At 73.3% G+C, this 26997-nt stretch carries 19 protein-coding genes; 7 read left to right on the forward strand and 12 right to left on the reverse strand.

Features of this window, described 5'->3' with window-relative positions:
- Nucleotides 1–17: 17 nt before the first annotated feature.
- The 6 genes from glgP to ACFVYX_RS15765 form a co-directional block, all read right to left on the reverse strand.
- A complete protein-coding gene (glgP, locus tag ACFVYX_RS15740; RefSeq protein ID WP_389681921.1) occupies nt 18–2570 on the reverse strand; it encodes an alpha-glucan family phosphorylase in 2553 nt (850 codons plus the stop codon).
- Nucleotides 2571–2644: 74 nt separating this feature from the next.
- Nucleotides 2645–4066, reverse strand: coding sequence for an FAD-dependent monooxygenase (locus tag ACFVYX_RS15745; protein WP_389681922.1), 1422 nt, complete (start codon nt 4064–4066; stop codon nt 2645–2647).
- A 22-nt stretch (nt 4067–4088) separates the two neighbouring features.
- Nucleotides 4089–5195, reverse strand: coding sequence for a monodechloroaminopyrrolnitrin synthase PrnB family protein (locus ACFVYX_RS15750; RefSeq protein ID WP_389681923.1), 1107 nt, complete (start codon nt 5193–5195; stop codon nt 4089–4091).
- Nucleotides 5196–5289: 94 nt separating this feature from the next.
- A complete protein-coding gene (locus ACFVYX_RS15755; RefSeq protein ID WP_389681924.1) occupies nt 5290–6720 on the reverse strand; it encodes an MFS transporter in 1431 nt (476 codons plus the stop codon).
- Nucleotides 6717–8147, reverse strand: coding sequence for a 4-hydroxyphenylacetate 3-hydroxylase family protein (locus ACFVYX_RS15760; protein WP_389681925.1), 1431 nt, complete (start codon nt 8145–8147; stop codon nt 6717–6719). Before ACFVYX_RS15760 ends, ACFVYX_RS15755 begins: the two co-directional genes overlap by 4 nt.
- A 172-nt stretch (nt 8148–8319) precedes the next feature.
- On the reverse strand, nt 8320–9330 hold the full coding sequence (locus tag ACFVYX_RS15765; RefSeq protein ID WP_389681926.1) for an AraC family transcriptional regulator: 1011 nt from the start codon (nt 9328–9330) through the stop codon (nt 8320–8322).
- A 117-nt stretch (nt 9331–9447) separates the two neighbouring features.
- Between ACFVYX_RS15765 and ACFVYX_RS15770 the strand changes: the two genes are divergently transcribed.
- The 5 genes from ACFVYX_RS15770 (at nt 9448) to glgB (ending at nt 19110) form a co-directional block, all read left to right on the forward strand.
- A complete protein-coding gene (locus ACFVYX_RS15770) occupies nt 9448–10386 on the forward strand; it encodes an SDR family oxidoreductase (protein ID WP_389681927.1) in 939 nt (312 codons plus the stop codon).
- A gap of 311 nt (nt 10387–10697) precedes the next feature.
- The gene (locus tag ACFVYX_RS15775; protein ID WP_389681928.1) at nt 10698–12683 is read left to right on the forward strand and encodes an alpha-1,4-glucan--maltose-1-phosphate maltosyltransferase; all 1986 of its coding nucleotides are present in this window, start codon (nt 10698–10700) and stop codon (nt 12681–12683) included.
- Nucleotides 12680–14374, forward strand: coding sequence for a maltose alpha-D-glucosyltransferase (gene treS, locus ACFVYX_RS15780; protein WP_389681929.1), 1695 nt, complete (start codon nt 12680–12682; stop codon nt 14372–14374). The genes ACFVYX_RS15775 and treS overlap by 4 nt, the downstream gene beginning before the upstream one ends.
- A gap of 233 nt (nt 14375–14607) precedes the next feature.
- Nucleotides 14608–15957, forward strand: coding sequence for a maltokinase (locus ACFVYX_RS15785; protein WP_389681930.1), 1350 nt, complete (start codon nt 14608–14610; stop codon nt 15955–15957).
- Nucleotides 15958–16860: 903 nt separating this feature from the next.
- Nucleotides 16861–19110 (forward strand): 1,4-alpha-glucan branching enzyme, encoded by a 2250-nt coding sequence (glgB, locus tag ACFVYX_RS15790; protein ID WP_389681931.1) that lies wholly within the window; start codon nt 16861–16863, stop codon nt 19108–19110.
- Nucleotides 19111–19164: 54 nt separating this feature from the next.
- On the opposite strand, the gene ACFVYX_RS15795 is transcribed toward glgB, so the two are convergent.
- From ACFVYX_RS15795 to ACFVYX_RS15810, 4 genes are all read right to left on the reverse strand, one after another.
- Nucleotides 19165–21417: a HelD family protein gene (locus tag ACFVYX_RS15795; RefSeq protein WP_389681932.1), complete on the reverse strand. Its 2253-nt coding sequence runs from the start codon at nt 21415–21417 to the stop codon at nt 19165–19167.
- Nucleotides 21418–21574: 157 nt separating this feature from the next.
- Entirely contained in the window at nt 21575–21913 is a 339-nt protein-coding gene (locus tag ACFVYX_RS15800) for a thioredoxin family protein (protein ID WP_389681933.1), read from the reverse strand.
- A gap of 5 nt (nt 21914–21918) precedes the next feature.
- The gene (locus tag ACFVYX_RS15805) at nt 21919–22329 is read right to left on the reverse strand and encodes a MerR family transcriptional regulator (RefSeq protein ID WP_389681934.1); all 411 of its coding nucleotides are present in this window, start codon (nt 22327–22329) and stop codon (nt 21919–21921) included.
- A gap of 60 nt (nt 22330–22389) precedes the next feature.
- Nucleotides 22390–22908, reverse strand: coding sequence for an Lrp/AsnC family transcriptional regulator (locus tag ACFVYX_RS15810; RefSeq protein WP_389681935.1), 519 nt, complete (start codon nt 22906–22908; stop codon nt 22390–22392).
- A gap of 67 nt (nt 22909–22975) precedes the next feature.
- Here ACFVYX_RS15810 and ACFVYX_RS15815 point away from each other — a divergent pair, with 67 nt between their 5' ends.
- Together ACFVYX_RS15815 and ACFVYX_RS15820 are read left to right on the forward strand one after the other, a co-directional pair.
- Nucleotides 22976–23872, forward strand: a complete 897-nt coding sequence (locus ACFVYX_RS15815; protein ID WP_389682096.1) for an NAD-dependent epimerase/dehydratase family protein — start codon at nt 22976–22978, stop codon at nt 23870–23872.
- Nucleotides 23872–24753, forward strand: coding sequence for an aldo/keto reductase (locus tag ACFVYX_RS15820; protein ID WP_389681936.1), 882 nt, complete (start codon nt 23872–23874; stop codon nt 24751–24753). The genes ACFVYX_RS15815 and ACFVYX_RS15820 overlap by 1 nt, the downstream gene beginning before the upstream one ends.
- A gap of 173 nt (nt 24754–24926) precedes the next feature.
- On the opposite strand, the gene ACFVYX_RS15825 is transcribed toward ACFVYX_RS15820, so the two are convergent.
- A complete protein-coding gene (locus ACFVYX_RS15825; protein ID WP_389681937.1) occupies nt 24927–25973 on the reverse strand; it encodes a HEAT repeat domain-containing protein in 1047 nt (348 codons plus the stop codon).
- A 3-nt stretch (nt 25974–25976) separates the two neighbouring features.
- Nucleotides 25977–26648 (reverse strand): HEAT repeat domain-containing protein, encoded by a 672-nt coding sequence (locus ACFVYX_RS15830; protein WP_389681938.1) that lies wholly within the window; start codon nt 26646–26648, stop codon nt 25977–25979.
- Nucleotides 26649–26997 lie beyond the last annotated feature (349 nt).

Consider the following 26997-nt stretch of genomic DNA (forward strand, 5'->3'; position numbering starts at 1 on the left):
CGTGGACCCCGGAGCCCCTATCTGAGCAGGACCCCCGCCCCCTCCCCCGTCGTCTCCTCCGGCACGGCCACCAGGCCCAGTTCCGCCGGGTGGGCGAGGAGCGGGTGGGCGGGGCGGACGCGGACCGTGCACCCGAAGGAGCCGGTGCGGTCGAGTTCCAGGGTGCCCTCGTACGGCTGCCGGCCCTCCAGGTCCGGGCGGCCCGCCGGCTTCAGCGGGACGGTACGGGTGTCGGTGAGGGTGTCGTCGGCGTCGACCCGGCCGGTGACGGCCTGTACCTCGACGTCGTCGGTCCGCAGCCCGTCGAGGGAGACCTTGACCCGGACGACCGGTGTCGCGCCGAGCTCCGCGTCGGCGAGGTCGTCCGCGAGGCCGTCGCCGATCTCGACATGGTCGACGGTCACCTTGGGCCAGGCCTCCCGGACCCGGGCCTTCCAGCCGGCGAGGTCCCGGGCACGGTCCGGGGTGAGCGCCCTGCGGGAGGTGGCGGCGGGCACGTAGAGCCGTTCGACGTACTCGCGGACCATCCGGTCGGCGAGCACCTTCGGGCCGAGGTCGGCGAGGGTGCGCCGGACCATCGCCGTCCAGTCGGCGGGCACGCCGTCGGGACCCCGGTCGTAGAAGCGGGGGGCGACCCGGCGTTCGATCAGCTCGTAGAGGGCGGAGGCCTCCAGGTCGTCGCGGCGGTCCTCGTCCTCGGCGGCCGCGCCGTCGGCCGTCGGGATGGCCCAGCCGAAGTCGGGCTCGAACCACTCGTCCCACCAGCCGTCGAGGACGGAGAGGTTGAGACAGCCGTTGAGCGCCGCCTTCATGCCGCTGGTGCCGCAGGCCTCCAGGGGGCGCAGGGGGTTGTTGAGCCAGACGTCGCAGCCGGGGTAGAGACCGCGGGCCATCGCCATGCCGTAGTCGGGCAGGAAGACGATCCGGTGCCGCACCCGGGGGTCGTCGGCGAACCGGACGAGTTCCCGCACGAGCCGCTTCCCGCCGTCGTCGGCGGGGTGGGCCTTGCCGGCGACGACGAGCTGCACGGGCCGCTCGGGGTGCAGGAGCAGGGCCCGCAGCCGGTCCTTGTCGCGGAGCATCAGGGTGAGCCGCTTGTACGAGGGGACCCGGCGGGCGAAGCCGATGGTGAGGACGTCGGGGTCGAGGACGGACTCGGTCCAGCCGAGTTCCGCGGCGGCGGCCCCGCGCTGGCGCCAGGAGGCCCGGAGCCTCTCCCGTACGTCGGTCACGAGCCGTTCGCGGAGGGTGCGGCGCAGCTCCCACAGCTCACGGTCGGTGGCGTCGGGGCCGAGCCGGCCGACCTCGGGGGCGACCCAGGTGGGGGCGTGGACGCCGTTGGTGATCGAGGTGATCGGCACCTCGTCGGCGTCGAAGCCCGGCCAGAGACCGGCGAACATGGCCCGGCTGACGGCCCCGTGGAGGGTGGAGACGCCGTTGGCCCGCTGGGCGAGGCGCAGGCCCATGGCGGCCATGTTGAAGACGCCGGGTTCGCCGCCGAGCGGGGTCTCGTCGCCGAGGGCGAGGATCCGCGCGGTGTCGACGCCGGGGAGTTCCCCGTCCTCGCCGAGGTGGCGGGCGACCAGGCTCCGGTCGAAGCGGTCGATGCCGGCGGGGACGGGGGTGTGGGTGGTGAAGACCGTCCCGGCCCTGACGGTCTCCAGGGCGCTGTCGAAGTCGAGTCCCTGGCCCTGGAGTTCACGGATGCGTTCGAGGCCGAGGAAGCCGGCGTGGCCCTCGTTGCTGTGGAAGACCTCGGGGTCCGGGGTGCCGGTGAGCCGGGTGTACGTACGGACGGCGCGGACGCCGCCGATGCCGAGCAGCATCTCCTGGAGCAGCCGGTGCTCGCTGCCGCCGCCGTACAGCCGGTCGGTGACGCCCCGTTCGCCGGGGGCGTTCTCCTCGACGTCGGAGTCGAGCATGAGGAGCGGGACACGGCCGACCCGGGCGATCCAGAGGTGGGCGTGGAGGCTGCGGCCGCCGGGCAGGGCGAGGGTGATCCGGGCGGGGGTGCCGTCGGCCTCGCGGAGCAGGGTGACCGGCAGCTCGCCGGGGTCGAGGACGGGGTACTGCTCCTGCTGCCAGCCGTCCCGGCCGAGGGACTGCCGGAAGTAGCCGTGCCGGTAGAGCAGGCCGACGCCGATCAGGGGGACGCCGAGGTCGCTGGCGGACTTGAGGTGGTCGCCGGCGAGGATGCCGAGGCCGCCGGAGTACTGGGGCAGGGCGGCGGTGACGCCGAACTCGGGCGAGAAGTAGGCGAGGGCGGCGGGGGCCCCGGACCGCTGCTGGTACCAGCGGGGGGCATGCAGATAGGCGTCGAGGTCGTCGGCGGCGGCCCGCAGCCGGGCCAGGAACTCCTGGTCGGCGGCGAGCGCGGCGAGCCGGGAGGCTTCGAGGGTGCCGAGGATCCGCACGGGGTCGGCGCCGGACGGGCCCTCGGGGATGAGGGAGTCGAAGAGGGCCCGGGTGGGTTCGTGCCAGGACCAGCGCAGGTTGTGCGCGAGGTCGGCGAGGGGTCGGAGGGTGTCGGGGAGGACGGGACGCACGGTGAATCGACGGATTGCCTTCACGCTGTCCACCTTGGCAGGCGAGTACGGAGCGGAGTGGACGCACCACGCTGTGCGTCCGTCGTTCCGCACCGACGTTAGGGCAGGGGGCCCCGCGCGGCCACGGCGCGCGGGGGGCGGTGCGGAGCTCGGGCCGCGGCGCGGAGGGGCACCTCGTACGGGGAGCCCTGGTTGACGGTCGACGGGTCGAAGGCGCCCGTGGCGGCGTACCGGCCGGAGATGGCGGCGAGTTCCTCGGCGGGGATGACCTCGTGGATGTCGGTGAAGCCCTGGGGGGCGCGCGCGTGCGCGAGGTCGATGACGACCTCGGGGCCGAGCTCCCGGTTGGCACGCTGGAGCGCGGTGGTGACGGGCCGGCGTTCGCTCTCGTACGCGGCGAGGCCCTCGGCGGGGTCGGAGTGCCGGGCGAGGGCGTGGGCGAGGGCGCGCGCGTCGACGATCGACTGGGTGGCCCCGTTGGAGCCGATGGGGTACATGGCGTGGGCGGCGTCGCCGATGAGGGTGGTGCGGCCGTGGGTCCAGCGGTCCAGGGGGTCGCGGTCGACCATCGGGTAGACGTGCGCGGAGTCGGCGGCGCGCAGGACGTCGGGGACGCTGACGCCGTCGAACTCCCAGCCCGCGTAGTACGGGAGGAACGTCTCCACGGGGACGGCCCGGTCCCAGTCGCCCCGGAGCCGTTCCTCGGTCGAGGCGCAGGTGGGCTCCGCGGGCCGCGCGAGCGCCCAGTTCACCAGGACCTCCCGGCTCTGGCCGGTCGGCCGGCTCATCGGGTACACCACGGCCTTCTGCCGGTCGTCGCCCGCGATGAGCATGAACGAACCCACCGCCCGCGCCGGCATCCGGGACACCCCGCGCCACACCAGCTTCCCGTTCCACGGCGGCCCGCCCTCCCCCGGGGAGAGGGCCGCCCGCACCACCGAACGGATGCCGTCCGCGCCCACGAGGACGTCCGGTTCGAGCGAGGCCCGGCCGCGGACGGCGCCCTCCCGGTGTTCGAGACGCAGCCGCGGCCGCCCGTCGGGCAGCAGCTCCACGCCGGTCACCCGGACCCCGGTGACGAGGGCCGCGGCACCGAGCCTGGCCCGTACCGCCCCCGCGAGGACCTGCTGGAGGTGCCCTCGGTGGACCGAGAGCTGCGGCCAGCGGTAGCCGGCCGCGATCCCGCGCGGCTCCCTCGATATCAGCCCGCCCGAGCGGTGGTAGTAGCGCAGCTCGCGGGTGCGCAGGGCGCCCGCCTCCAGGGCGTCGAGCAGGCCGAGCGCGTCCAGTTCGCGGACCGCGTTCGGCATCAGGTTGAGTCCGGCGCCCGCCGGGCGGATCGCGGGTGCCGCCTCGACGACGGTCACCCGCTCGAAGCCGGCGGCGTGCAGGGCGAGGGCGGCGGTGAGGCCGGCGATGCCGCCGCCGGCGATCACCACGTGCGGGCTCTGCCCGTAGCCGGGCGTGAAGCCCGGTCCGTACGGGCCGGGGGTACGGGGGGACGGGGTGCGGGCGAACATCTCGTCTGCTCCTTCGGCGCCGCTACGCGGCCGACGGCCCGACAGGGGCCACTGCGGGACGGCGCCGCACGGTCGCGCGGCGCACCATGGTCTCGTTCTCCCTGGTCAGGTCCAGGATCGAGCGCAGCAGCGCGACCGGGGCCCCGCCGCTGCCCTCCTCGTACAGGCGCACGTCCTCGCTGTACGCCTTGCGGGCGATGCCGAGGTGCCGGGCCCGGAAGGTCTTGAGGAGGCGCAGCACCCGGCCCAGCGCCTCCGCGGACGCGGTGAGCGAGGGCGGCAGCCGGTCCGCGCCCTCCCAGCTCACCGCGGCCGACAGTTTGCTCACCGCCGACACCCCGCCCCGGTGCCGGTCGTGGAAGGCACGCCAGGCCGGCAGCGCGTACGGCACCGACTCGTCGAGGAAGGCGTCGTAGGCCGGGTCGGGGCGGTCGCACTGCCAGAGCGTCAGGTCGACCAGCCAGAGCGGCACCTGCGCGGCGGCCGGGCCCAGGTAGTCACGGCCTCCGACCTCGATCTCCTCGAAGTACGGGCGCAGTGTCACGGCGAAGTACTCGGGTGACACCCGCGCCACGGTGAGGTCGATCGAGTCGACGATCGCCGCCACGTGGCGCGCCACCCGGTCGAGAGCGGCGGCGAAGCCCGGGTCGTACGGTTCCAGGCGGGCGACACGGCCGCAGTCGTCGAGCGCCGCGACCAGGCCGGGGAACACCATCCGTACCGCTTCCTGGAGCACCGCCTCCGTCGGATGGCCGGTGTACGAGCGGCGGCGGGCTCCCACGGGGTTCCACGTCGTGTAGTGGTGGACGGTGTCGCGGGGCACCATGTCGGTGCGGCGGCCGAGGAGTTCGAGGACGGGGAGCGCCTCGGGTACGGCGGTGAGCGGCTGCACGCCGTGCCGCTTCAGTGAGCCCAGCAGGATGCCGAGGTCCCGCATCGCCGCGAGGGCGCCGCCGACGCACCACTCGGCCGCCCGGTCCAGGTCGGGCACCAGGGCGCGCAGGGCGACGGTCAGCGCGGCCACGTCGCCGTCCGCGTTCATCGCGGGCACCGCGGCGAGCACGGCGTCGGCGCCGAGCGGGTCTGCGGCGCGTATGTCTTCGGTCCGATGGCGCCGGTCGCCGAACACGACGGCACTCCTTTCGTTCGGGGCTCGGTTCGCCGGAAACACAGCTCACTCGCCGGTGATGGTGGACATCGTGCGGAGGGGTGCCGGCCGGTCGTCAGCGCGGGTGCGCGATCCGGTCCTCCGGCGCCGGGGCCGGTCTCGGCAGGTGGAGGCGGAGGGAGAGGAGGGCGGCCGCTGCGGCGAAGACCGCGCCCGTGAGCAGGGCGGCGCGGTGGCCGGCCGTCTCGGCGGCGGCGCGGGCCGCGTCGACGGCTCCGGTGCGGGTGGTGGCGACGGCCACCAGGACGGCGAGGCCGAGGACGGAACCGAACTGCTGGCTGGTGTTGACGAGTCCGGAGGCGAGTCCGGTCTCCTCGGCCGTGGCCTCCGCCGTGGCCGCCACGTTGGTGGTGACCATGACCAGTGGCAGGGCGGCGCCGAGCAGGAGGCTGGGGGCGAGGACGGTGCTCGCGAACGAGCCGTCCGGGGTGAGCGCGAGGCCCAGCCACAGGGTGCCGGCACAGAGCAGGACGAAGCCGAGGGTCATGGCCCGGTGCAGGCCGATCCGGTGGATGATCCGGCCGGTCTGCGGGGCGACCGCGACGACGACGAGCGACAGGGGAAGCAGTCCGAGGCCGCCGCCGAGGGGCGCGTATCCGAGAACGCTCTGGAGGTAGAGGCTGACCAGGAAGAACATCGGGAACAGCGTCGTCTGGGCGAGCGCGGCCAGGACGTTGGCCAGGCGGAGCGCCGGCCTGGCGAGCACGGAGGGCGGGACGAGCGGCGCGGCGGCCCGGGTCTCGACGGCGGCGAAGGCGAGCAGCAGCACGGCGCCCGCCGCCCCGGCGACGAGGGTACGGGCGGACAGCCACCCGGTCTCCGCGGCGCCGACGAGCGCGTAGGCGACGAGTCCGAGTCCGGCGGTCGCGGTGAGCGCGCCGGCGAGGTCGAAGCCGGTGTGGCGGAGGCGGCCGGTGCGGGCGTCGAGGACCCGGAGGGCGAGGACGGCGAGCACCGCCGCGAGCAGCACGTTCAGCCAGAACGTGGAGCGCCAGCCGAGGAGGTCGGTGAGGACGCCGCCGAGGACCGTGCCGAGGACGCCGCCGAGGCCGCCCATGGCGGCGAACACGCCGAGTGCCCTGTGCCGGGCGGGGCCGTCGGGGAAGAGCAGGAGCAGCAGGGCGAAGGCGGCGGCCGCGGCGAGGGCGGCGCCGATGCCCTGGGCGGCGCGGGCGGCGACGAGGGTGTCGGCGCCCGGGGCGAGGCCGCCGAGGGCGGAGGCGGTGGCGAGCAGGCCGAGGCCGCCGAGGAAGACCCGCCGGTGGCCGAGGAGGTCGGCGACCCGGCCGCCGAGGAGGAGCAGTCCACCGAAGGTGATGAGGTAGGCGTTGGCGACCCAGGAGAGGCCCGCGGAGCCGGAGCCGAGGTCCTCTCCGACGGAGGGCAGTGCGACGTTGACGATCGCGGTGTCCATGATCAGCAGCAGCTGGGTGGAGGCGAGCAGGGCGAGCGCCCCGCGTCGGGGCCCCGGTGGTGGTGCCGTCACCGGGCCGTCCCCAGGCCGTAGCCGTCGAGGCAGGCCTGGGCGAGGCTTTCGCACTGCCCGGCGGCCCCGGCCCAGGTCTGCATGGTCAGGTAGACGTGCGGGGCTCCGTGGTAGAAGCGCTCGTACTGCTCGTGGCGGCCGGCGAACTCCGAACCGAGGGCGTCCCAGGCGAGCTTGAGGAGTTTGACGCGGTCCTCCGCGGGGTGCCCGGGGGTGCCGAAGTAGCGGCGGACCAGCGGTCCGAGTTCGGGGTGGAGGAGGTCCCGGCCGCTCGCGGGGAGCTGGACGAGGGCGCCACCGGCGAGGAGCTTGATGTCCTGGACGGCGCGCGGATAGAGCTCGCCGGCCATGATCCGCTGGGCGAAGGAGATCTCCTGCCCGGGGCGTACGCCGCCGCGCCCGCCGTCGACCTCCTCGTACGAGGCCTCGGCGGCGAGGACGAAGGCCTTGGCCTGGGCGACCATGCCGAGGAGGCGGCCGACGGCCTGGGTGACCGGTGGCAGCTTCTCGGTTCCGTGGGAGCGGGTGATGAGGATCGCGAGTCCGGTGAGGAACTCCAGCTTGGTCCAGAAGCGGGTGGCGGACTGGTGGACGAAGTTCAGATAGGCGGGGGTCCGCCACCAGACGGCGCCGGCGGTGGCCGGGTCGCGGTAGGTGAGGACGCGTTCCCAGGGCACGAAGACGTCCTCGCAGACGAGCATCGCGTCGTTCTCGTCGTACCGGCTGGAGAGCGGGTGGTCGAAGACGGAGCGGGAGCGTTCCTCGTAGGAGGTGCGGGAGATCAGTCTGAGGCCGGGGGTGTCGAGCCGTAAGGAGAAGGTCAGGGCGTGCTCGGTGTCGTCGGCCGCGAGCGGCTCGATGGTGCCGACGAGAATCTCGTCGGCGAAGACGGCGCCGGTGCCGATGGTCTTGGCGCCGCTGACGACGATCCCGCCGTCCCGTTCCGCGACGACCCGCAGGGTGAGGTCGTCGCCGTCGTGGCCGGCAGCGGGGTTCGTGAGGGTGAACGCGGTGTGCAGGTCGCCCTCGGCGAGCCGGCGGTGGAAGGCGAGGGCGTGCTCGGCGCCGTCGAAGGTCTCGCCGGTGAAGACGGCGGGCGCGGCGGCGAACCCGGCCGCTCCGGCGGCCATGTAGTCGGGGGTACGGCCGAGGAAGCCGTAACTCGCCTCGGCGGTCGTCCGGAAGGCGCGGCGGCGGGCGACGAGGTCCTGGTAGGAGCGGGGCACGGCGTAGACGCGGCGCACCCCGCCCCGGACGAGGACGGGGTGGTGCACGGGGTCGTCGGCGAGGTCGTAGAGCCCGGCGAAGGAGGCCGCGGTGGACCGGAAGGCGGGGTGGGCGGTGACGTCCTTGACCCGTTCCCCGTCGATCCAGATCTCGCGCCCGTCGCGCAGCCCCTCCAGATACTCCTGCCCGGACCTCGTCACCGGTGTATCGCCTCTCCTCGGGTGTCACGGCTCTGCCGGTCCCGAGCCTGTCCGGGGCGGCCCGGCCGGACAATGAACGTCCGGCCAGGGGTCCTTAAGAACCGTCCAGGGGCCCCCGAAGATGTCAGGTCGGCCGGGACCGCGCGGTCCGGGCCGTCCGGGCCGCCGCCGCTCAGGCCGCCCGGACGGCTCCCGAGCGGTACTCCCCCGGGGTCACCCCGAACCATTTGCGGAAGGCGAGGTGGAAGCCGACGGCGCTCTGGTAGCCGACGCGGGCGGGCACGGCCGACTGCGGGAGCGAGGTCTCGGTGAGCAGCCGGCCGGCCTCCTGCATCCGGCGGGCGGCGAGGTACCGGGCCGGTGACTCGCCGACCAGGTCGCGGAAGGCGGCGGTGAACGCGGAGCGGGACATGCCGACCTCCCGGGCGAGGGAGTCGATCGTCCACGGTTCGGCGAAGCGGGTCGCCATCATGACGACGGCCCGGCTGATCGCCGGGTGCCCGAGCAGCGGCAGGGACGCCGGGTTCACGGCGAGTTCGCGGAGCAGCGGGCGGAGCGCGAGGACCAGGGCCATCTCGAAGGCCCGCAGGGTGATGAGCCGGTCGCCGGGGCCGACGGGCCGGTCGGGGGCGGCGAGCAGCCGGAGCGTGTCGCGGAGCAGCGGCTCGCGGTCGACCTGGGCGCCGTCGAGGACGAGCGCCCAGGGCAGGGAGGTGTAGAGGCCGGTGGCGGCGCTGGCGTCGTAGTGGAGTCCGGCGCAGAGCAGCCGGCCCTCGGCTCCGCTGCCGCCGATGACGATTTCGCCCGAGGTGCCGGGCTGCCGTTCGGGCAGGACGGCCTTGAGGGGGACGCCCTGGCGTTCGGGCCGGTCGGAGAGGCGGTGTGCGGCTCCGGTGGGGAAGACGACGAGGTCTCCGGCGTGCAGTTCGACGGGGGGTTCCTCGTCGGTGGTGATCCAGCAGTCGCCCTCGACGACGTAGTGGAGGACGGCGCAGCTGCGTTCGGCGTCGCCCTCGATGGCCCAGGGGGCGCGGACGTGCCAGCGGCTGTCGAAGACGCCGGTGAGGCGGAGGGGTTTGAGCAGTTCGCTCAGCAGGTCTTCCTGCTCGTCCTCCCGCTCGCCGTGCGGTACGGCGTGCGGTACGGCGAGCTGTGCGTGACGGTCGGTTCCCACGGTGTCCATGGACGATCCTTCAACTTCCGCCCCGGTTTGTTAATTGAACGGCCGAAGCCGCCGCGGCGAGCCTTGATGACGCCGGCACGGCAGCGGCCGAAGTCTATCGAAGGGCCTCAGACAGATATGTCCAGTGAGATTCCGATGCGGGTGGCGGTCGTGGGCGCGACCGGGTTCCAGGGCGGCGCGGTCTCCCGCCTGCTGGCCGAGCGGCACCATCGGGTGCGGGCCCTGACCCGGCGCGCCGCGGCCGACCGGCCGCCGCTGCCCGGTGCCCATTTCCTCGCCGGTGAGCTGGGCCGGCCGGAGGACGTGCGGCGGCTCTTCGAGGGGACGACGCACGCGTTCGTCACGATGCCGCTGGTGTACGAGGCCGAGCGGGTCGCGGCGTACGCGCGGAACGTGGCGGAGGCGGCCCTGGAGGCGGGGACGGTCCGTCTGGTCTTCAACGCCAACACGCGGATCCCGCTGGACCTGACGGACGTCCCCGCGTTCGAGACGCGGCGGCTCGTGGAGAGGGTGCTGCGGGAGAGCGGGGTGCCGCTGGTGGTGATCCGTCCGCCGGTGTACCTGGACAACCTGTTCTCGCCGTGGAACGGCCCGGCCCTGGTCGAGGACGGCGTGCTCGCCTATCCGCTGCCGGCGTCCGCGCGCACGGCGTGGCTCTCGCACCGGGGTCTGGCTGAGGCGGCGCTCGCGGCGCTGACCGGGGAGGGACTGGAGGGGCGGACCTTCGACATCGGGGGCGAACGCTCCCTGACGGGCGGTGAACTCGCGGCGGCGTTCGGCCGGGGTCTCGGCCGGCCGGTGCGGTACGAGGAGCTGGATCCGGCCGCTTTCGAGCGCGGGCTGGCCCAGCTCCTCGGCCCGGAGACGGCAGCCGGGGTGGCCGGGATCTACCACTACATGGCGAGCGGGGCCGACCCGCTCCTGATGGCGGACGACGGGGTGTCGGTGGAGGTCCTGGCCCTCGAACCGGCCCCGGTGGAGGAGTGGGTGGCCCGCCAGCCCTGGCAGATCTGGTCGACGGACGCGGACGAACCGGACGCCATGCCTCGCCCCTGACCGACGGAATCAGGCCTCGCCCCCAAGGGCGGGGCCGTTTTCTTGTCCGGGTCCCGTGCTTGCCGGTGCGGCTACGCCCTAGTAGTTAACAAAGCGTCTGGATTGCCCACCCGGGGACCGTGGGAAGGCTCCTCCGGTACGTCCCCCGAACCCGTCTGCCCGTACCCCTCTTCATCCCTGTGGACCCCCCATCCGAGTGAACGCGGACAGGAGCGGCCATGCCCGCAACCCGCCGGCCGTCGTCGGAGCTAGAAAGAGCGCACCACCACCCGCACCCCCGTAACCCGTCAGGTGATGCTGTGAATCCGCTCATGGGACGCATTCCCGTACTGGACGTCCGCCCGCTGGTCGACTGCGGCCGGCGCCCCGCGAAGGCGGTGGCCGGAGAGACCTTCGAGGTGACGGCGACCGTCTTCCGCGAGGGCCACGACGCGGTCGCCGCCAATGTCGTGCTACGCGGCCCCTCGGGCCGCCCAGGCCCCTGGACCCCGATGCGCGAACTGGCTCCGGGCACCGACCGGTGGGGTGCCGAGGTCACCCCCAACGCCGAGGGGCTGTGGACGTACACCGTCGAGGCGTGGAGCGACCCGGTGGCCACCTGGCGCCACACGGCGAGGATCAAGATCCCGGCCGGGATCGACTCAGAACTGGTCCTCGCCGAGGGCGCCGAGCTGCACGAGCGCGCCGCGAAGGGCGTCCCGAAGAAGGGCGGCGGCCGGGAGTCCGTGCTCGCCGCCGCCGACGCGCTGCGCGACACGTCCCGGCCGGCCGCCGCCCGGCTCGCGGCGGCGCTCACGCCCCGGGTCGTCGAGGTCCTCGACCGTCACCCGCTGCGCGAACTCCTGTCGGCCTCACCGGCGTTGCCGCTCCAGGTGGAACGGGAGCGCGCCCTGTTCGGCTCCTGGTACGAGTTCTTCCCGCGCTCGGAGGGCGTACGGAAGGTGAAGGGCCGTACGGTCCCGGGCAACTTCCGCACCGCCGCCGAGCGGCTTCCGGCGATCGCGGCGATGGGCTTCGACGTGGTGTACCTGCCGCCGGTGCACCCGATCGGCGAGACCCACCGCAAGGGCCCCAACAACTCGCTCTCGGCGTCGCCGAACGACGTCGGCGTGCCGTGGGCGATCGGCTCCCCGGAGGGCGGGCACGACGCGCTCCACCCGGACCTGGGCACCTTCGAGGACTTCGACGCCTTCGTGGCGCGGGCCCGGGAGCTGCGTCTGGAGATCGCCCTGGACTTCGCGCTCCAGTGCTCCCCCGACCATCCGTGGGTGGAGAAGCACCCGGAGTGGTTCCACCACCGTCCGGACGGTTCGATCGCGTACGCGGAGAACCCGCCGAAGAAGTACCAGGACATCTATCCCCTCGCGTTCGACACCGACATGGACGGGATCGTCGCGGAGACCGTGCGGGTGCTTCGGCACTGGATGGGCCACGGGGTCAGGATCTTCCGCGTCGACAACCCGCACACCAAGCCGGTGGTGTTCTGGGAGCGGGTGATCGGCGAGATCAACCGGGCCGACCCGGACGTGATCTTCCTGGCGGAGGCCTTCACCCGGCCGGCGATGATGCGCACGCTCGGCGCGATCGGCTTCCAGCAGTCGTACACGTACTTCACCTGGCGGAACACGAAGGACGAGCTCACGGAGTACCTGACGGAGCTGTCCGGGGAGACGGCGGCGCAGATGCGGCCGAACTTCTTCGTGAACACCCCGGACATCCTGCACGCCTACCTCCAGGAGGGCGGGCGTCCGGCGTTCGAGGTGCGGGCGGTGCTCGCCGCGACGCTCTCGCCGACCTGGGGCGTGTACGCCGGGTACGAGCTGTGCGAGAACACCCCGCTGCGGGACGGCAGCGAGGAGTACCTGGACTCGGAGAAGTACCAACTGAAGCCGCGAGACTGGGAGTCGGCGGAGCGGTCGGGGGCGACGATCACCCCTCTGATCACGGCCCTGAACCGGATCAGGCGCCGCCACCCGGCCCTGCGCCGGCTGCGGAACCTGAGCTTCCACGACACCGACAACCCGCAGGTGATCGCGTACAGCAAGCGCTCCGGTTCGAACACCGTTCTGGTGGTCGTCAACCTCGACCCGCACCACACCCAGGAGGCGACGGTCTCGTTGAACATGCCGGAACTCGGCCTCGACTGGCACGAGACCGTGCCGGTGCGCGACGAGCTCACCGGCGAGACCTATCACTGGGGCAGGGCCGGCTACGTGCGTCTGGAACCGGGTGTCACGCCCGCGCACGTCCTCGTCCTGCGACCGTCCCCGCAGACCGGAGGGTCACCCACATCATGACTGTCAACGAGCCCGTCCCCGACACCTTCGAGGACACCCCCGCCAAGGACCGTGATCCCGACTGGTTCAAGCGGGCCGTCTTCTACGAGGTCCTCGTCCGGTCCTTCCAGGACAGCAACGGGGACGGCGTCGGCGACCTGAAGGGCATCACGTCCAAACTGGACTACCTCCAGTGGCTGGGCGTGGACTGCCTCTGGCTGCCGCCGTTCTTCAAGTCCCCGCTGAGGGACGGCGGCTACGACGTCGCCGACTACACGTCGGTGCTGCCCGAGTTCGGCGACCTGGCCGACTTCGTCGAGTTCGTCGACTCGGCCCACCAGCGCGGGATGCGCGTGGTCATCGACTTCGTCATGAACCACACGAGCGACCAGCACCCCTGGTTCCAGGAGTCGCGTCGCGACCCGGACGGACCGTACGGCGACTACTACGTCTGGGCGGACGACGACAAGCAGTACCCGGACGCCCGGATCATCTTCGTCGACACCGAGTCCTCCAACTGGACCTTCGACCCGGTCCGCAAGCAGTACTACTGGCACCGCTTCTTCTCGCACCAGCCCGACCTCAACTACGAGAACCCGGCCGTGCAGGAGGAGATCCTCTCCGCGCTGAAGTTCTGGCTGGACCTCGGGATCGACGGCTTCCGGCTCGACGCGGTGCCGTACCTGTACCAGCAGGAGGGCACCAACTGCGAGAACCTCCCCGCCACCCACGCCTTCCTCAAGCGGGTCCGCAAGGAGATCGACGACCACTACCCGGACACGGTGCTGCTCGCCGAGGCCAACCAGTGGCCTGAGGACGTCGTCGACTACTTCGGCGACTTCAGCTCGGGCGGCGACGAGTGCCACATGGCCTTCCATTTCCCGGTCATGCCCCGCATCTTCATGGCCGTACGGCGGGAGTCGCGGTACCCGGTCTCGGAGATCCTCGCCAAGACCCCGGCGATCCCCTCCGGCTGCCAGTGGGGCATCTTCCTGCGCAACCACGACGAGCTCACGCTCGAGATGGTCACGGACGAGGAACGCGACTACATGTACGCCGAGTACGCCAAGGACCCGCGCATGCGGGCCAACATCGGCATCCGGCGCCGGCTCGCCCCGCTCCTCGACAACGACCGCAACCAGATGGAGCTGTTCACCGCCCTGCTCTTCTCGCTGCCCGGCTCGCCGGTGCTGTACTACGGCGACGAGATCGGCATGGGCGACAACATCTGGCTCGGTGACCGGGACGGCGTCCGCACCCCGATGCAGTGGACGCCCGACCGGAACGCGGGCTTCTCCTCCTGCGACCCGGGGCGGCTCTACCTGCCGGCCATCATGGACCCCGTCCACGGCTACCAGGTGACCAACGTCGAGGCGGGCATGGCCTCACCGTCCTCGCTGCTCCACTGGACGAAGCGGATGATCGAGATCCGTAAGCAGAACCGGGCGTTCGGCACGGGCAGGTACACCGAACTCCCGGCGTCCAACCCGGCGGTGCTCGCCTTCCTCCGCGAGGACGGCGACGATCAGGTGCTCTGTGTGAACAACTTCTCGCGGTTCGCGCAGCCGACCGAACTCGACCTGCGCCGCTTCGACGGCACGCACCCGGTGGAACTCATCGGCGGCGTGAAGTTCCCGGCCATCGGCCAGCTGCCGTACCTCCTGACCCTTGCGGGACACGGCTTCTACTGGTTCCGTCTCAAGAAGGGCTGACCGCCGGTCAGTTCGGTTCCCGTCCGGCGTGGGGCGGTTTCCCCCGTCCCACCCTGGGCACTGTGACCCACACACGATTCAGGTCCATCCGGGCCTTCTTGCCGGGCCCATACGGATCTTCCCCTCCGACACGTCCCGCACATCCGGACAGCCCTAGCCGCCATCCGGGACACTCTGCGCATTTGAACGCATACGACAGCCAACTGCGCGCCCCGGGGAAAGGACGCGATGCCATGCTGGAGACCGCATCCACCACCCGGGCCCCGGACGCCCTCCTTCCGTCCCTCGCCCCCCTGCTCCACGAATGGCTGCCACGGCAGCGCTGGTTCGCGGGCAAGGGCCGCCGGGTCACCGGATTCACGCTGGACGCGGCCACCGAGCTGCTGCCCGTGGACGGCGCGGGGCCCGGCCTTCTGCATCTGCTCGTACGGGTCGAACAGCCGAGCCGCCCGCCCGGCACACCCACCGACTGCTACCAACTGCTCCTGGGCGTACGGAGCCAGCTCCCGCCCCGACTCGCCCCCGCCCTGATCGGGCGGATCCGGCAGGGACCGCTCGCCGGCCGCGCCGTCTACGAAGGGCTGCGCGACCCGCGGCTCGCCGGCCTCCTCTACGAGCGGCTGCGCACCCCGGGCCGGACCGGCCCCCTGCGCTTCCACGCCACCACCGCCCTGCCCGCCGCGCTCGCACCCCGCGTGCTGGACGCCGAGCAGTCCAACTCGTCTCTCGTCTACGGAGATTCGTTCATCCTCAAGATCTTCCGCAGGGTCAGCCCCGGGGCCAACCCCGATCTGGAGCTGCCCCTCGCCCTGGCCGGGGCCGGCTGCGCGCGAGTCCCGGCCCCGGTCGCCTGGTTCGAGTCGGGGGCCGCCACCCTCGGAGTCCTCCAGCCCTATCTGCGGGACTCCCGGGACGGCTGGCGGCTCGCGCTCGACGCGCTCGCCGAGGGGCGGGAGTTCACCTCCGAGGCGCACGACCTCGGCCGGGCCACGGCCGAGGTGCACCTCGCCCTCGCCGAGGCCCTGCCGACCCGGCGGCTCACCCGTGCCGAGACCGAGCAGCTGGCGGCGGCGATGGACCGGCGGCTGCACTCGGCCGCGCAGGCAGTGCCCGCGCTCCTGCCGCACGTGCCGGGCCTGCGGGCCGTCTTCGCGGCGGCGAGCGGCGCGGCCGGCGGCGACGCCGTCCAGCGCATCCACGGCGACCTGCACCTGGGGCAGACCCTGCGGGGGGCCGACGGCGGCTGGGCCGTCATCGACTTCGAGGGCGAGCCGGCGAAGCCGCTGGACGAACGGCGCAGCCCCCAGCCGACGGTCCGCGACGTGGCCGGCATGCTCCGCTCCTTCGACTACGCGGCCCGCACGCACCGGCCGTGGAACGCGGAGTGGGCGGCGCGGTGCCGGGCGGCGTACTGCACGGGGTACGCGGAGGTGGCGGGGGCGGATCCTCGGGCGGATCCCGCGCTGCTGCACGCGTACGAGACGGACAAGGCGGTGTACGAGGTCGTGTACGAGGCGCGGCACCGGCCGGACTGGCTGCCGGTCCCGATGTCCGCGATCGAACGCCTGGCGGCTCCACGATGACGCCCCCGTCCCCCACCCGCCGCGCCCCACCGGCCCGGGGCCCCCTGCCACCGGGCCGCGACCCTGCCCCACGGCCGTGCGGGCAACCACCCACCCCCGCGCGGGCAACCACCCGGCCCCTGCCCACTCCCACCCCCGTGTGGGCAACCACCCGCCCCCTGCCCACCCGCGCGTGGGCAACCGCACTCCGCCCACCCCCGCGCGGGCACCCGAACCCCGCCCACCCCCACCCCCGTGTGGGCACCCGAACCCCGCCACCCCCGTGTCGGCAACGCACTCCGCCCTCCCCACCCCCGTGTGGGCAACCGCACTCCGCCCTCCCCACCCCCGTGTGGGCAATCGTCCCGCTGGGGCGGGACGGGTGGGCACACGGGACGGCGCCCTTCGGCGGGCGCCTCGCCCCTTGTGCCTGGACCCGCGCCAAACAGGCGCGGCGCACAAGGGGTGCGGGTTCAGGCCCGGAAGCCTGGGCCCGGCAAGGGGCGCCGTTCCGTTGTGCCCACCCGTTCCGCCCTTGCGGAACAGATGCCCACAACGCGGCACGGCGGGGGGCGGCACGGGTGGGCCCGCCCCGGCGGAACTCACGCCCGCGACGGGGGGCGGCGCCGCTCCGGCGGAGCCCGCGCCCGCATCCGGGGCCCGAGGCGGCGGCCCGGCAGGAGCCCGAGGCCGCGGCCCGGCAGGAGCCCGAGGCGGCGGCCCGGCACGGGCCCGGGGCGGCGGCCCCGGCACGGGCCCGGGGCGGCGGCCCCGGCACGGGCTACCCGTTCGGAGCAATTCCGGGGTGGCCGTCCAAGCCGCCCCGCCTGCGCGAACCCCACCCGCCCCCGTTCGGCCGAGTGTCCCGCCCCCGTACCCCACCGTTGCGCATCCGTACCCCGTACCCCTTAGGAGGCACCCCCGGTGACCGCCCGCCCCGCAGGCAAGACGGCCCGCAGCACCACCAAGTCCCCCGCGCCCCGCAAGGCGCCACCGCTCCATCCGGGTGACCGGGCCCGGCTGCTCGCCGGGGAGCACCACGACCCGCACGGCGTGCTCGGCGCGCATCCGGTGCGCGGCGGGGTGGTGGTACGGGTGTTGCGCCCGTGGGCGAAGGAGGTCACCGTTCTCGCCAAGGGCAAGCGGATCCCGCTGCACGACGAGGGCGACGGCCTCTTCACGGGGCTCCTGCCGCTGCTCCGCAAGGTGCCCGCGTACGAGTTGCGGGTCCGCTACGACGGGGACGAGATCGCCGTCCAGGATCCGTACCGCTTCCTGCCCTCCCTGGGTGAGCTGGACCTGCATCTCATCGGCGAGGGCCGGCACGAGGAGCTGTGGACGGCGCTCGGCTCCCATCCGATGACGCACGAGGGCGTGACGGGCACCCGTTTCGCGGTCTGGGCGCCGAACGCGCGCGGGGTGCGGGTCACCGGTGACTTCACGCACTGGGACGGCACCGGCCTTCCGATGCGCTCACTGGGTTCGACGGGCGTGTGGGAGCTGTTCGTGCCGGGGATCGGGGAGGGCGCGGTCTACAAGTACGACATCACGCGGCCCGACGGTACGCACACCCTCCGGGCGGACCCGATGGCCCGCCGCACCGAGTGCCCGCCGAACACCGCGTCGATCGTCACGGCCTCGCACTACAGCTGGGACGACGCGGAGTGGATGGAGCGGCGTGGGGCGCGTCCGCACCACGAGGCGCCGCTGTCGGTCTACGAGGTGCACCTGCCGTCGTGGCGGCCCGGACTCACGTACCGCCAGCTGGCCGAGCAGCTGCCCGCGTACGTCCGCGATCTCGGTTTCACGCATGTGGAGCTGATGCCGGTCACCGAGCACCCCTTCGGCGGTTCCTGGGGTTACCAGGTCACCGGGTTCTACGCGCCGACGGCCCGGATGGGCACCCCGGACGACTTCAGGTTCCTGGTCGACGCGCTGCACCGGGCGGGCATCGGCGTCCTGATGGACTGGGTCCCCGCGCACTTCCCGAAGGACGACTGGGCACTGGCCGAGTTCGACGGGCGCCCGCTGTACGAGCACGAGGACCCGCGCCGCTCGCACCACCCGGACTGGGGGACCCTGGAGTTCGACTACGGACGCAAGGAGGTGCGGAACTTCCTGGTGGCGAACGCCGTCTACTGGTGCCAGGAGTTCCACATCGACGGTCTGCGGGTGGACGCGGTGGCGTCGATGCTCTACCTGGACTACTCGCGGGAGCACGGCGAGTGGCTGCCGAACGAGTTCGGCGGCCGGGAGAACCTGGACGCGGTCGCCTTCCTCCAGGAGATGAACGCGACCGTGTACCGGCGCTGCCCGGGGATCATCACGTTCGCCGAGGAGTCGACGGCCTGGGACGGGGTGACGCGGGCGACGGACCAGGTGGGTCCCGGCGGCTTCGGCGGTCTGGGATTCGGCATGAAGTGGAACATGGGCTGGATGCACGACTCGCTCCAGTACGTGCAGAAGGAGCCGGTGCACCGCAAGTACCACCACAACGAGATGACCTTCTCGATGGTGTACGCGTACAGCGAGAACTACATCCTGCCGATCTCCCACGACGAGGTGGTGCACGGCAAGCGGGCCCTGGTGTCGAAGATGCCGGGCGACTGGTGGCAGCAGCGCGCCAACCACCGCGCCTACCTCGGCTTCATGTGGGCGCATCCGGGCAAGCAACTGCTCTACATGGGGCAGGAGTTCGCGCAGGGCGCGGAGTGGTCGGCGGACCACGGGCCGGACTGGTGGCTGCTCGACCCGGCGTACGGGGCGGAGCCGGACCACCGGGGGGTGCGGGATCTCGTCCGCGACCTGAACACGGTCTACACGGCGACGCCCTCGCTCTGGGAGCGGGACACCGCTCCCGAGGGCTTCCAGTGGGTGGTCGGGGACGCCGCCGAGGACAACGTCTTCGCCTTCCTGCGCTTCGACGCGATCGGTTCGCCGCTGCTCGCCGTCTCGAACTTCTCCCCGGTCGTCCGGCACGACTACCGGCTCGGGGTGCCGGACGCGGTGGTCGCCTGGACGGAGGTCCTGAACACGGACGCGGGCCGGTACGGCGGTGGGGACGTGGTGGGGCGCGACCCGGTGAAGACGGAGTCGGTGCCGCACCACGGGCGCTCGGCGAGCATCCGCATGACGCTCCCGCCGCTGGCGACGGTCTGGCTGCGGCCCGCGTGAGCCCCGGGCGCCCCCGCCCCCGCCCGCCTCGTGCGGGGGCGGGGGCGTCCGTGGTCACGGACCGGGTCGCGCCGCCGTCGTCCGGATGATCCCGAGCCGCTGCGTCGCCCGGGTCAGCGCCACGTACAGGTCGTTGGTCCCGTGCGTGGCGCCGGCGACGATGGCGTCGGGGTCGACGACCAGGACCGTGTCGAACTCCAGGCCCTTCGCCTGCCGGGGGTCGAGCAGGACCACCGGCCGGGTGAGGTCGGGGGCCGGGCCGTGGGCGGCGTCCGGGAGGGCCGCGACCAGGCCCGGGTGCAGCTCCGGCGGGGCGATGACGGCGATCCGGCCCTCGGTGCGCAGCTCCGCCACCACCGCGTCGGCGGCCTCCTTGACCGGGTCGTCGACCGTCCGGTCCCAGGGCTCCACGCCCGTGGAGCGCACGGAACTCGGCGGTTCGAAGCCTGGGTCGTCGGCCCTCCGCACCTCGGCGGCGACGGCCATGATCTCGGCCGGCGTACGGTAGTTGACGCCGAGCCGCACCAGCTCCCAGCGCTCCTGCACGTACGGGGCGAGGATCCGCTCCCAGGCGCCGACGCCCGCCGGGTCGCCGGTCTGCGCGGGGTCGCCGACCAGGGTCATCGAGCGGGTGGGGCTGCGGCGCATGAGGAGCCGCCAGGCCATCGCGGAGAGCTCCTGGGCCTCGTCGACGATGATGTGTCCGAAGGCCCACGTCCGGTCGGCGGCGGCGCGTTCGGCGGCGGTGCGGTGGTCGGCCTCCTCGTGGCGCTCGGCGAAGCGTTCGGCGTCGATGATGTCGTGGGCCGAGAGGACCTCGGACGCGTCCTTGTCCTGCTCCTCCTTGTCCTCGAACTCATAGGTGCGGGAGGCGTAGGAGACGTCGAGGACGCCCTGCGCGTACTGGATCTGCTTCTGCCGTTCGGCCTCCTCGGCGGCGCGGGCGGCGGAGTCGTCCTCGCCGAGGAGTTCGGCGGCCTCGTCGAGCAGCGGTACGTCGGCGGGGGTCCACGGCCCGCCCTCGCGCCGGATCTCGGCGGCGTCCGCCTCGGGCAGGTGGGTGGGCTCGGCCAGGTAACCGGCGAGGAACTGCTGCGGGGTGAGCGCGGGCCAGAGGGTCTCGATCGTGGCGTGCACCTCGGGGTTGGCGGCGATGCCCTTGGCGAGCAGCGCGATGTCGTCGGGGCCGAGGAAGTTGGGGCCGCCGTAGGGGTCGGCGCCGATGCGGTCGGCGAGCTGTTCGGCGAGCGCGTCCAGGATCCGGAAGACGAAGTAGGGGCGGGCCAGGTTGTGCGGGAGGGCCGTCTCCCGGGCCTTGTGGCGGGCCTCGAGGGCCATGTCCCAGTCGATGACGAGGTCGCCGTCCTCGTGCGGGACGATCAGCGGTTCACCGCGCTCGGGGACCTGCTGGCGGTCGCGTACGGCGGCGGCGAGGGCGTCCGCCATGGCGGCGGAGCCCTTGACGGCGGCGGCGCGGGGGGTGTCGGTGCCGGTGGCGCGGACGCCGGGGAAGAGCTCGGCGGGGGTGGCGAGGAGGACGCCGGTCTCGCCGAGGGAGGGCAGGACGTTGCCGATGTAGCCGAGGAAGGCCGGGTTGGGTCCGACGATGAGGACGGCCCGCTTGGCCAGCTGCTCGCGGTGCGCGTAGAGGAGGTACGCGGCCCGGTGCAGGGCGACGGCCGTCTTGCCGGTGCCGGGGCCGCCCTCGACGACGAGCACGCCCCGGTGCGGGGAGCGGATGATGGCGTCCTGTTCGGCCTGGATGGTCTGCACGATGTCGTGCATCCGGCCGGTGCGGGCGGCGTCGAGCGCGGCGAGCAGCACCTCGTCGGCGTCGCGGCTCTCGTACCCGGTGCGGGTGGCGTCGGCGAGGTCGAGCACCTCGTCGTGGAGGGCGGTGACGGTGCGGCCGCGGGTGCTGATGTGCCGGCGGCGGGAGAGCCCCATCGGCTCGTATCCGGTGGCGAGGTAGAAGGGGCGGGCGACCTCGGCGCGCCAGTCGACGACGAGCGGGGTGCGGTTCGGGTCGTCCTCGCGGATGCCGAGCCGGCCGATGTGGTGGTCGCGCCCGTCGCGGAAGACGAGACGGCCGAAACAGAGGCCGCTCTCGCCCGCGTCGAGTGCGGCGAGCAGTCCGGACTGTTCGGCGACCATCACGTCCCGTTCGAGCCGGCCCTGGTTGCTGCCGACGCCCGGGGTGCGCAGGGCGCGCGCGACGGCGGCCTCGGCCTCGTCCCGCAGGTCGTCGAGGCGTGCGTAGAGATCGGTGATGAATTGCTGCTCGTTCCGAAATTCCTCGGTTGACAATTCGACTCCCGGCGCGATACAGTGCGTTTATTGAACTTCTTTGTGTCTGTGTTGATTCCAGACACGAATCCCCCAATATACGCGATGAAATACCCCGACTGTCAATTCTAGTCGGGGTATTTCCGTATGCCCTGCGGAAGCGCCGGCCTGGCTCCCGCTAGGCGAGTACGTCCCGCAGGTCCTCCAGGAGACGGCGCTTCGGGCGGGCACCGACGATCGACCTCACCGGCTCCCCCGCCCGGAACACCATCATGGTCGGGGTCGCGAGCACCCCGTACCTCACCGTGGTCTCCGGGTTCCGGTCCACGTCGATCTCGACGATCCGCAGCCGCCCCGCCTCCTCCGCGGCGATCGCGGCGAGCACCGGCTTCAGCTGCCGGCACGGGCCGCACCACTCCGCGGTGAACTTCACCAGGACCGGCAGTCCGGCCTCCAGCACCTCCGTGCCGAAGTCCGCGTCCGTGACCTCGGCCACGCCCTCCGTGTACGTCGTCATCTCCGTCACCCCTCCGTCATCGTGTCCGTGCCGAGTGCGCACCGGGGCTCCGGGCCGTGCGGCAGCTCCGCCTCGGCCCGCAGCAGCTGGGCGCCCACCTGGGCGCGTACCGCCTGGAGCTGTTCGATCAGCCCGTCGAGCTCGGCGACCTTCCGCCGGTAGACGGCGATCGACGCGGGACAGGAGTCCCCGGCCGGATGCCCGGCGCGGAGGCAGTCGACGAACGGCCGCGTCTCCTCCAGCTCGAACCCGAAGTCCTGCAGGGTCCTGATCTGCTGGAGGAGCCGCAGGTCGTCCTCGTCGTACGTGCGGTACCCCTGCTCCGTGCGCCGGGCGGTCAGGAGACCACGGGACTCGTAGTACCGCAGGGTCCGTGTGGTGGTCCCGGCCCGCTCGGCCAGCTCTCCGATGCGCATGTCCCCGACCGTAAGCCTTGACGCCGACGTCAAGGCAAGGAGCTTCGAGGCGGGATGGCGTCAGCCGGGCGGCAGCAGGGGCTTCCGTTCCACCGGGGACGACAGGACGATCGAGGTGGTGGTCCGGCCGAGGGCCGTCGTCTGCTCCAGGATCTCCTCCAGGTGGCCGGTGTCGGTGACGGCGACCTTGAGGATCCAGCAGTCCTCGCCGACCACGTGGTGGACCTCCAGGACCTCCGGGCGGGCGGTCAGCTCCAGGGTCCTCGGGTGCTTCAGGGTGTAGCCGCCGTGGGGGTTCACGCGGATGAAGGCCTGGATGCCGTAGCCCAGCCGGGCCGGGGAGACATGGGCGCCGTAGCCGGTGACCGCGCCGCTCGCCTCAAGACGGCGGACCCGCTCGGTGACGGCCGCGGGGCTGAGGCGGACACGGCGGCCGAGCTCGCTGAGCTTGATGCGGCCGTCGCCCTGCAGGAGGTCCAGGATCTGCCGGTCGACGGGGTCGAAAGCGGCCACCGAGGTTTCGACGGTGGCGGGGCGCGAAGGCCGTGGTTCCTTCGGTGCGACGGCCCGGACTCCCATGTTCTCCCCTTCAGACGGCGGCGGATCAACGTAACACTTGGGCTCCGGGACAAGGGAGGGGAATGTGATGGACGTTCTGGTCATCGGCGGCAATCGCTATTTCGGAAAGCGCCTCGTGGCACTGCTGAGGGAATCCGGGCATCGGATCACTCTGCTCAACCGGGGTTCTTCCGGCGCCCCGGAAGGAATCGAGCACCTCGTCGCCGACCGCGACGACGAGACCGCTCTGGAATCCGTCCTCGCGGGCCGTTCCTTCGATGTCGTGGTGGACCAGGTCTGCTACACCCCGCGTCAGGCGGAGATCTCCCGGCGCGTGTTCGGGACGCGCACCCGGCGCTATGTGATGACCTCGACGGTCGAGGTGTACGCGGACGAGGACTCGGCCGTACCGGTCGCCGAGGACGTCGTCGACCTCGGCGCCGTCGCCGTCGACACGGCCCTCGCCTGGGACGACCCCGAGTTCCGCGAGACGCACTACGGGGAGGGGAAGCGGCAGGCCGAGGCCGTCTTCGCGGCGGAGCCGCCCTTCGCGTGGACGTCGGTGCGGGTGGCCCATGTGCTGGGCGGCGAGGACGACTTCACCGGCCGGCTCGACCACTACGCGCGGCGCGTCCGGGCGGGCGAACCGATCGCCGTCCCCGTGGGGAACCGTCCGGCGACCTATGTGTACGTGGAGGAGATCGCCGCTTTCCTCGCCTGGGCGGTCGAGGCCGCGTTCACCGGCCCGGTGAACGCCCACTCCCACGGCCCGCTCACCACCGCCGACCTCTGCGCGGAGGTCGAGAAGCGGGTGGGCGGCCGGACGGTCTTCCACGAGGTGGCGGCCGGCGAGGTCTCACCGCTCTCCTTCGCCCGCTCGTACGCGATGGACAACTCCCGTGCCACCCGGCTCGGTTACTCCTTCTCGCATTCCTCCGAATGGCTCGCGCGGGCCGTGGCCGAGACGGTCGGAGAGGTGCGCTGATGCGGTTCAGGACGCTGGGAGACGTACGGGTCGGGGCGGTCGGGTTCGGCACGATGCCGCTCTCCATCGAGGGCCGGCCGGACGCGGCGCGGGCCGTCGCCACCGTGCACGCCGCCCTCGACGCGGGGGTGACCCTGCTCGACACCGCCGACTCGTACCACCCGCCGGGCGGCGCGCCCGGCGAGGGCGAACTGCTCGTGGCCGGCGCCCTGGCCTCGTACGGCGGCCGTACGGACGACGTCCTGGTGGCGACGAAGGGCGGCCGGGGCCGTACGGCGGACGGCGGCTGGACCGTGGACGGGCGCCCCTGGCACCTGCGGCGGGCGGCGGAGGCCTCGGCGCGGCGGCTCGGGTCGACCCCGATCGGCCTCTACCAGCTGCACAAGCCGGACCCGGCCGTCCCGTACGCCGAATCCCTCGGAGCGGTACGGGAGTTGCTGGACGCCGGCACGGTCCGGCTCGCCGGGATCTCCAACGTCGACACGGCGCAGATCCTGCTGGCCCGCGAGATCCTGGGCGACCGGCTGGTCTCCGTACAGAACCGCTACTCGCCCGCGGTACGGGAGAGCGAGCCCGAGCTGCGGCTCTGCGCCGGCCTCGGGCTCGCCTTCCTGCCGTGGAGTCCGCTGGGCGGGATCTCGCGCAGCTCTCTGGACGGCGCCTCCAGCCAGGAGGAGGACGGAGGCTTCGGGGCCTTCCACCGGGTGGCACGGGCCCGTGGGGTCAGCCCGCAGCGGGTGGCGCTCGCCTGGCTGCTGACCCGCTCGGAGACGGTGCTGCCGATCCCGGGGGCGAGCCGGCCCGCGTCGGTACGGGACTCGGCCGCGGCGGCCGATCTCGACCTGGGGGCGGGGGAACTGGCGGAGCTGAACGGGCGGTGAGGTCGGTCGGGGGCGGGGGGCGGGGGGCGGGGGTGCCAGCGGGGCCGTGGCAGTGCCGGGGCGGGGGGTGGGCAGTGGTGGGGCGGGGCGGTGGCAGGACAGAGCGGCGCCGGGCCGGGCGGTGGCGGGCCGGGCAGTGGCGGGCCGGGCGGGGGCGGGCGTGGGGCGTGGCGCTAGCGGGCGTCGCGCAGGGTGAGGACGTAGGTCGCGGTGAGTGCGACGGCCCGGTCCTCGTCGTGGGCCAGGTCCGCGAGGGCACGCGTGGCCGCGTCCCCCGGGATGTCCGCGAGCGCCTGTGTCAACCGTCGGCGTGCGGGCTGCCCCGTGGTGCCGTCGGCGAGCCCGGGGGTGCCGTCGGTGAGGCCGGGGGTGCCGTCGGTGAGGCGGGCGACGAGGCCCGTCGTGATCCGGTCCGCGAGCGCGGGGTCACTCGCCAGCGTGCTCAGCGCGTCTGCCGCGTCGGTGTCGTTCCTCCCCTCGACGATCAGGCCGATGAGCGTGGGCACCGCGTCGGCCACCCCACGGGCCCCGAGCGCCAGGGCCGCGTACCCGCGGACCACCGGGTCGGGATGCGTGAGGGCCTCCCGCAGCAGCTCGGTCGCCTCGCCGTCCGGAAGCTCGGCCAGGGACAGGACGGCCCGCTTCCGCACCTCGGCCGCCGGTGAGCCGAGGCCCTCCGCGAGGAGTGCGGACCCGTCCTCGCCCGAGCGCGCCAGAGCCCAGCGAAGGGCTCCCGCGACGATCGGGTCCGACTCGCTCAGTACGGCCTCGACCAGTGCTTCCACCGGCACCGGAACGTCCTCGACCACGGACAGGGCGGCGCGCTGCCGCTCCCCCGGGCTCTTCGACCCGAGGCCCTGGAGCAGCGCGACGACCTGGAGGACGTCCTCCCAGTCGGCGGGTTCCGCGGCGCCGATCCGGCGGAGTCGCGTGAGCAGCTCCGTCTCGGCCGCGATGCGGTCCCGCGTCCGGCGGATGAGGACGTCGACGAGCTCCCCGGGTGCGAAGCCGGGGTCGTCGAGCGCACGCCCGATGTCACGCAGCGGCAGCCCCAGGGCCCGCAGGCTCTCGATGTGGAAGATCCGCCGGATGTCCTCGCCGGAGTACTCGCGATAGCCGGAGCCGGTGCGTCCCGTCGGCCGCACCAGGCCGAGCGACTCGTAATGCCTGAGCATGCGGGCGCTGACCCCGGCCCGTCGCCCGACCTCGCCGATCAGCACCGCCTACCGCCTCTCCGGCCCGGCTCCGCCGAGGGCCACGACACGCTTCGCCTCCTCGATCGCGCACTCGAATCCGGCATCCGGGTCGCGCCACAGCCGTTCCGTGGCGAGCGCGTGCGCCCGCACGCGAGGGTCGGGATCCGTCGTCGCGGCGCCCAGTACGGGCGTCATCGCCTCCCCGAGCGCGATCAGCGCCCGGCTGAGGCTCAGCTGCGTCTCGCGTTCGCCGCGCCCGAGCTGTGTCGCCAACACTACGGCCAGCCCGTGCTCCTCCCCTTCGGGCACGAGCACGACCGCTGCCCGCCAGGCGCTCCGGGCCACCTCGTCGTCGGCGTCGGCGAGCAGCTCCGGCGTGACCACCGGCCAGGCCCGCCGGTCCCCGATCTTGGACAGCGTGTGCAGCGCCTGGCTCCGCGCCTGCGCCCGCTCCGAACGGACCTCGTCGAGCAGCAGCGGGACCGTCACCGCTGCCGCGTGGCGGGTGAGTGCCCAGGTCAGCGCTTCCCGTACGGGGAACTCGGGTTCGACCGCGCAGCGCTCGACGAGTGTGCCGACGACATCCGGGTCCGGGGTCGTGCCGACCGCCATGGCCGCCCGCAGCCGGACCGACGAGCTGGGGTTCTCCAGCGCTCGCAGAACCCGCGTCGTGTGGGTGCCCTCTTTCGGCAGGGTCATGGGTCCACCTCCTTGACCGCAGTGAAGACCTTGTCACCGTGTCAAGGTCAAGCAAGGGGCCGGGGCGGGATCGAGGCGGCGGGGTCCGGGGCGGGAGGACCGGCCGGCTCGGGGTGCCGGGGGGGGTGGGGGAACGGCCCGCTCGGAGCAGGGCCGGGGAACGGTCGGCTAGGGGCAGGGCCGGGGAACGGTCGGCTCGGGGCGGGGCCGGGAAAGGGTCGGACCTCGTCATCGTCGAAGGGGGGCCCCCCAGGGGGGCCCCCCTATCCCCGGGGCCCGATACGGCGCAAAGCCCCGGGCCCCGGGGGCCTTGGGGCGCCGGTTGCCTGACAGCCCCCCCCGGGGCGTG

This window comes from Streptomyces sp. NPDC058326 (assembly GCF_042879855.1).
Lineage (GTDB): Bacteria > Actinomycetota > Actinomycetes > Streptomycetales > Streptomycetaceae > Streptomyces.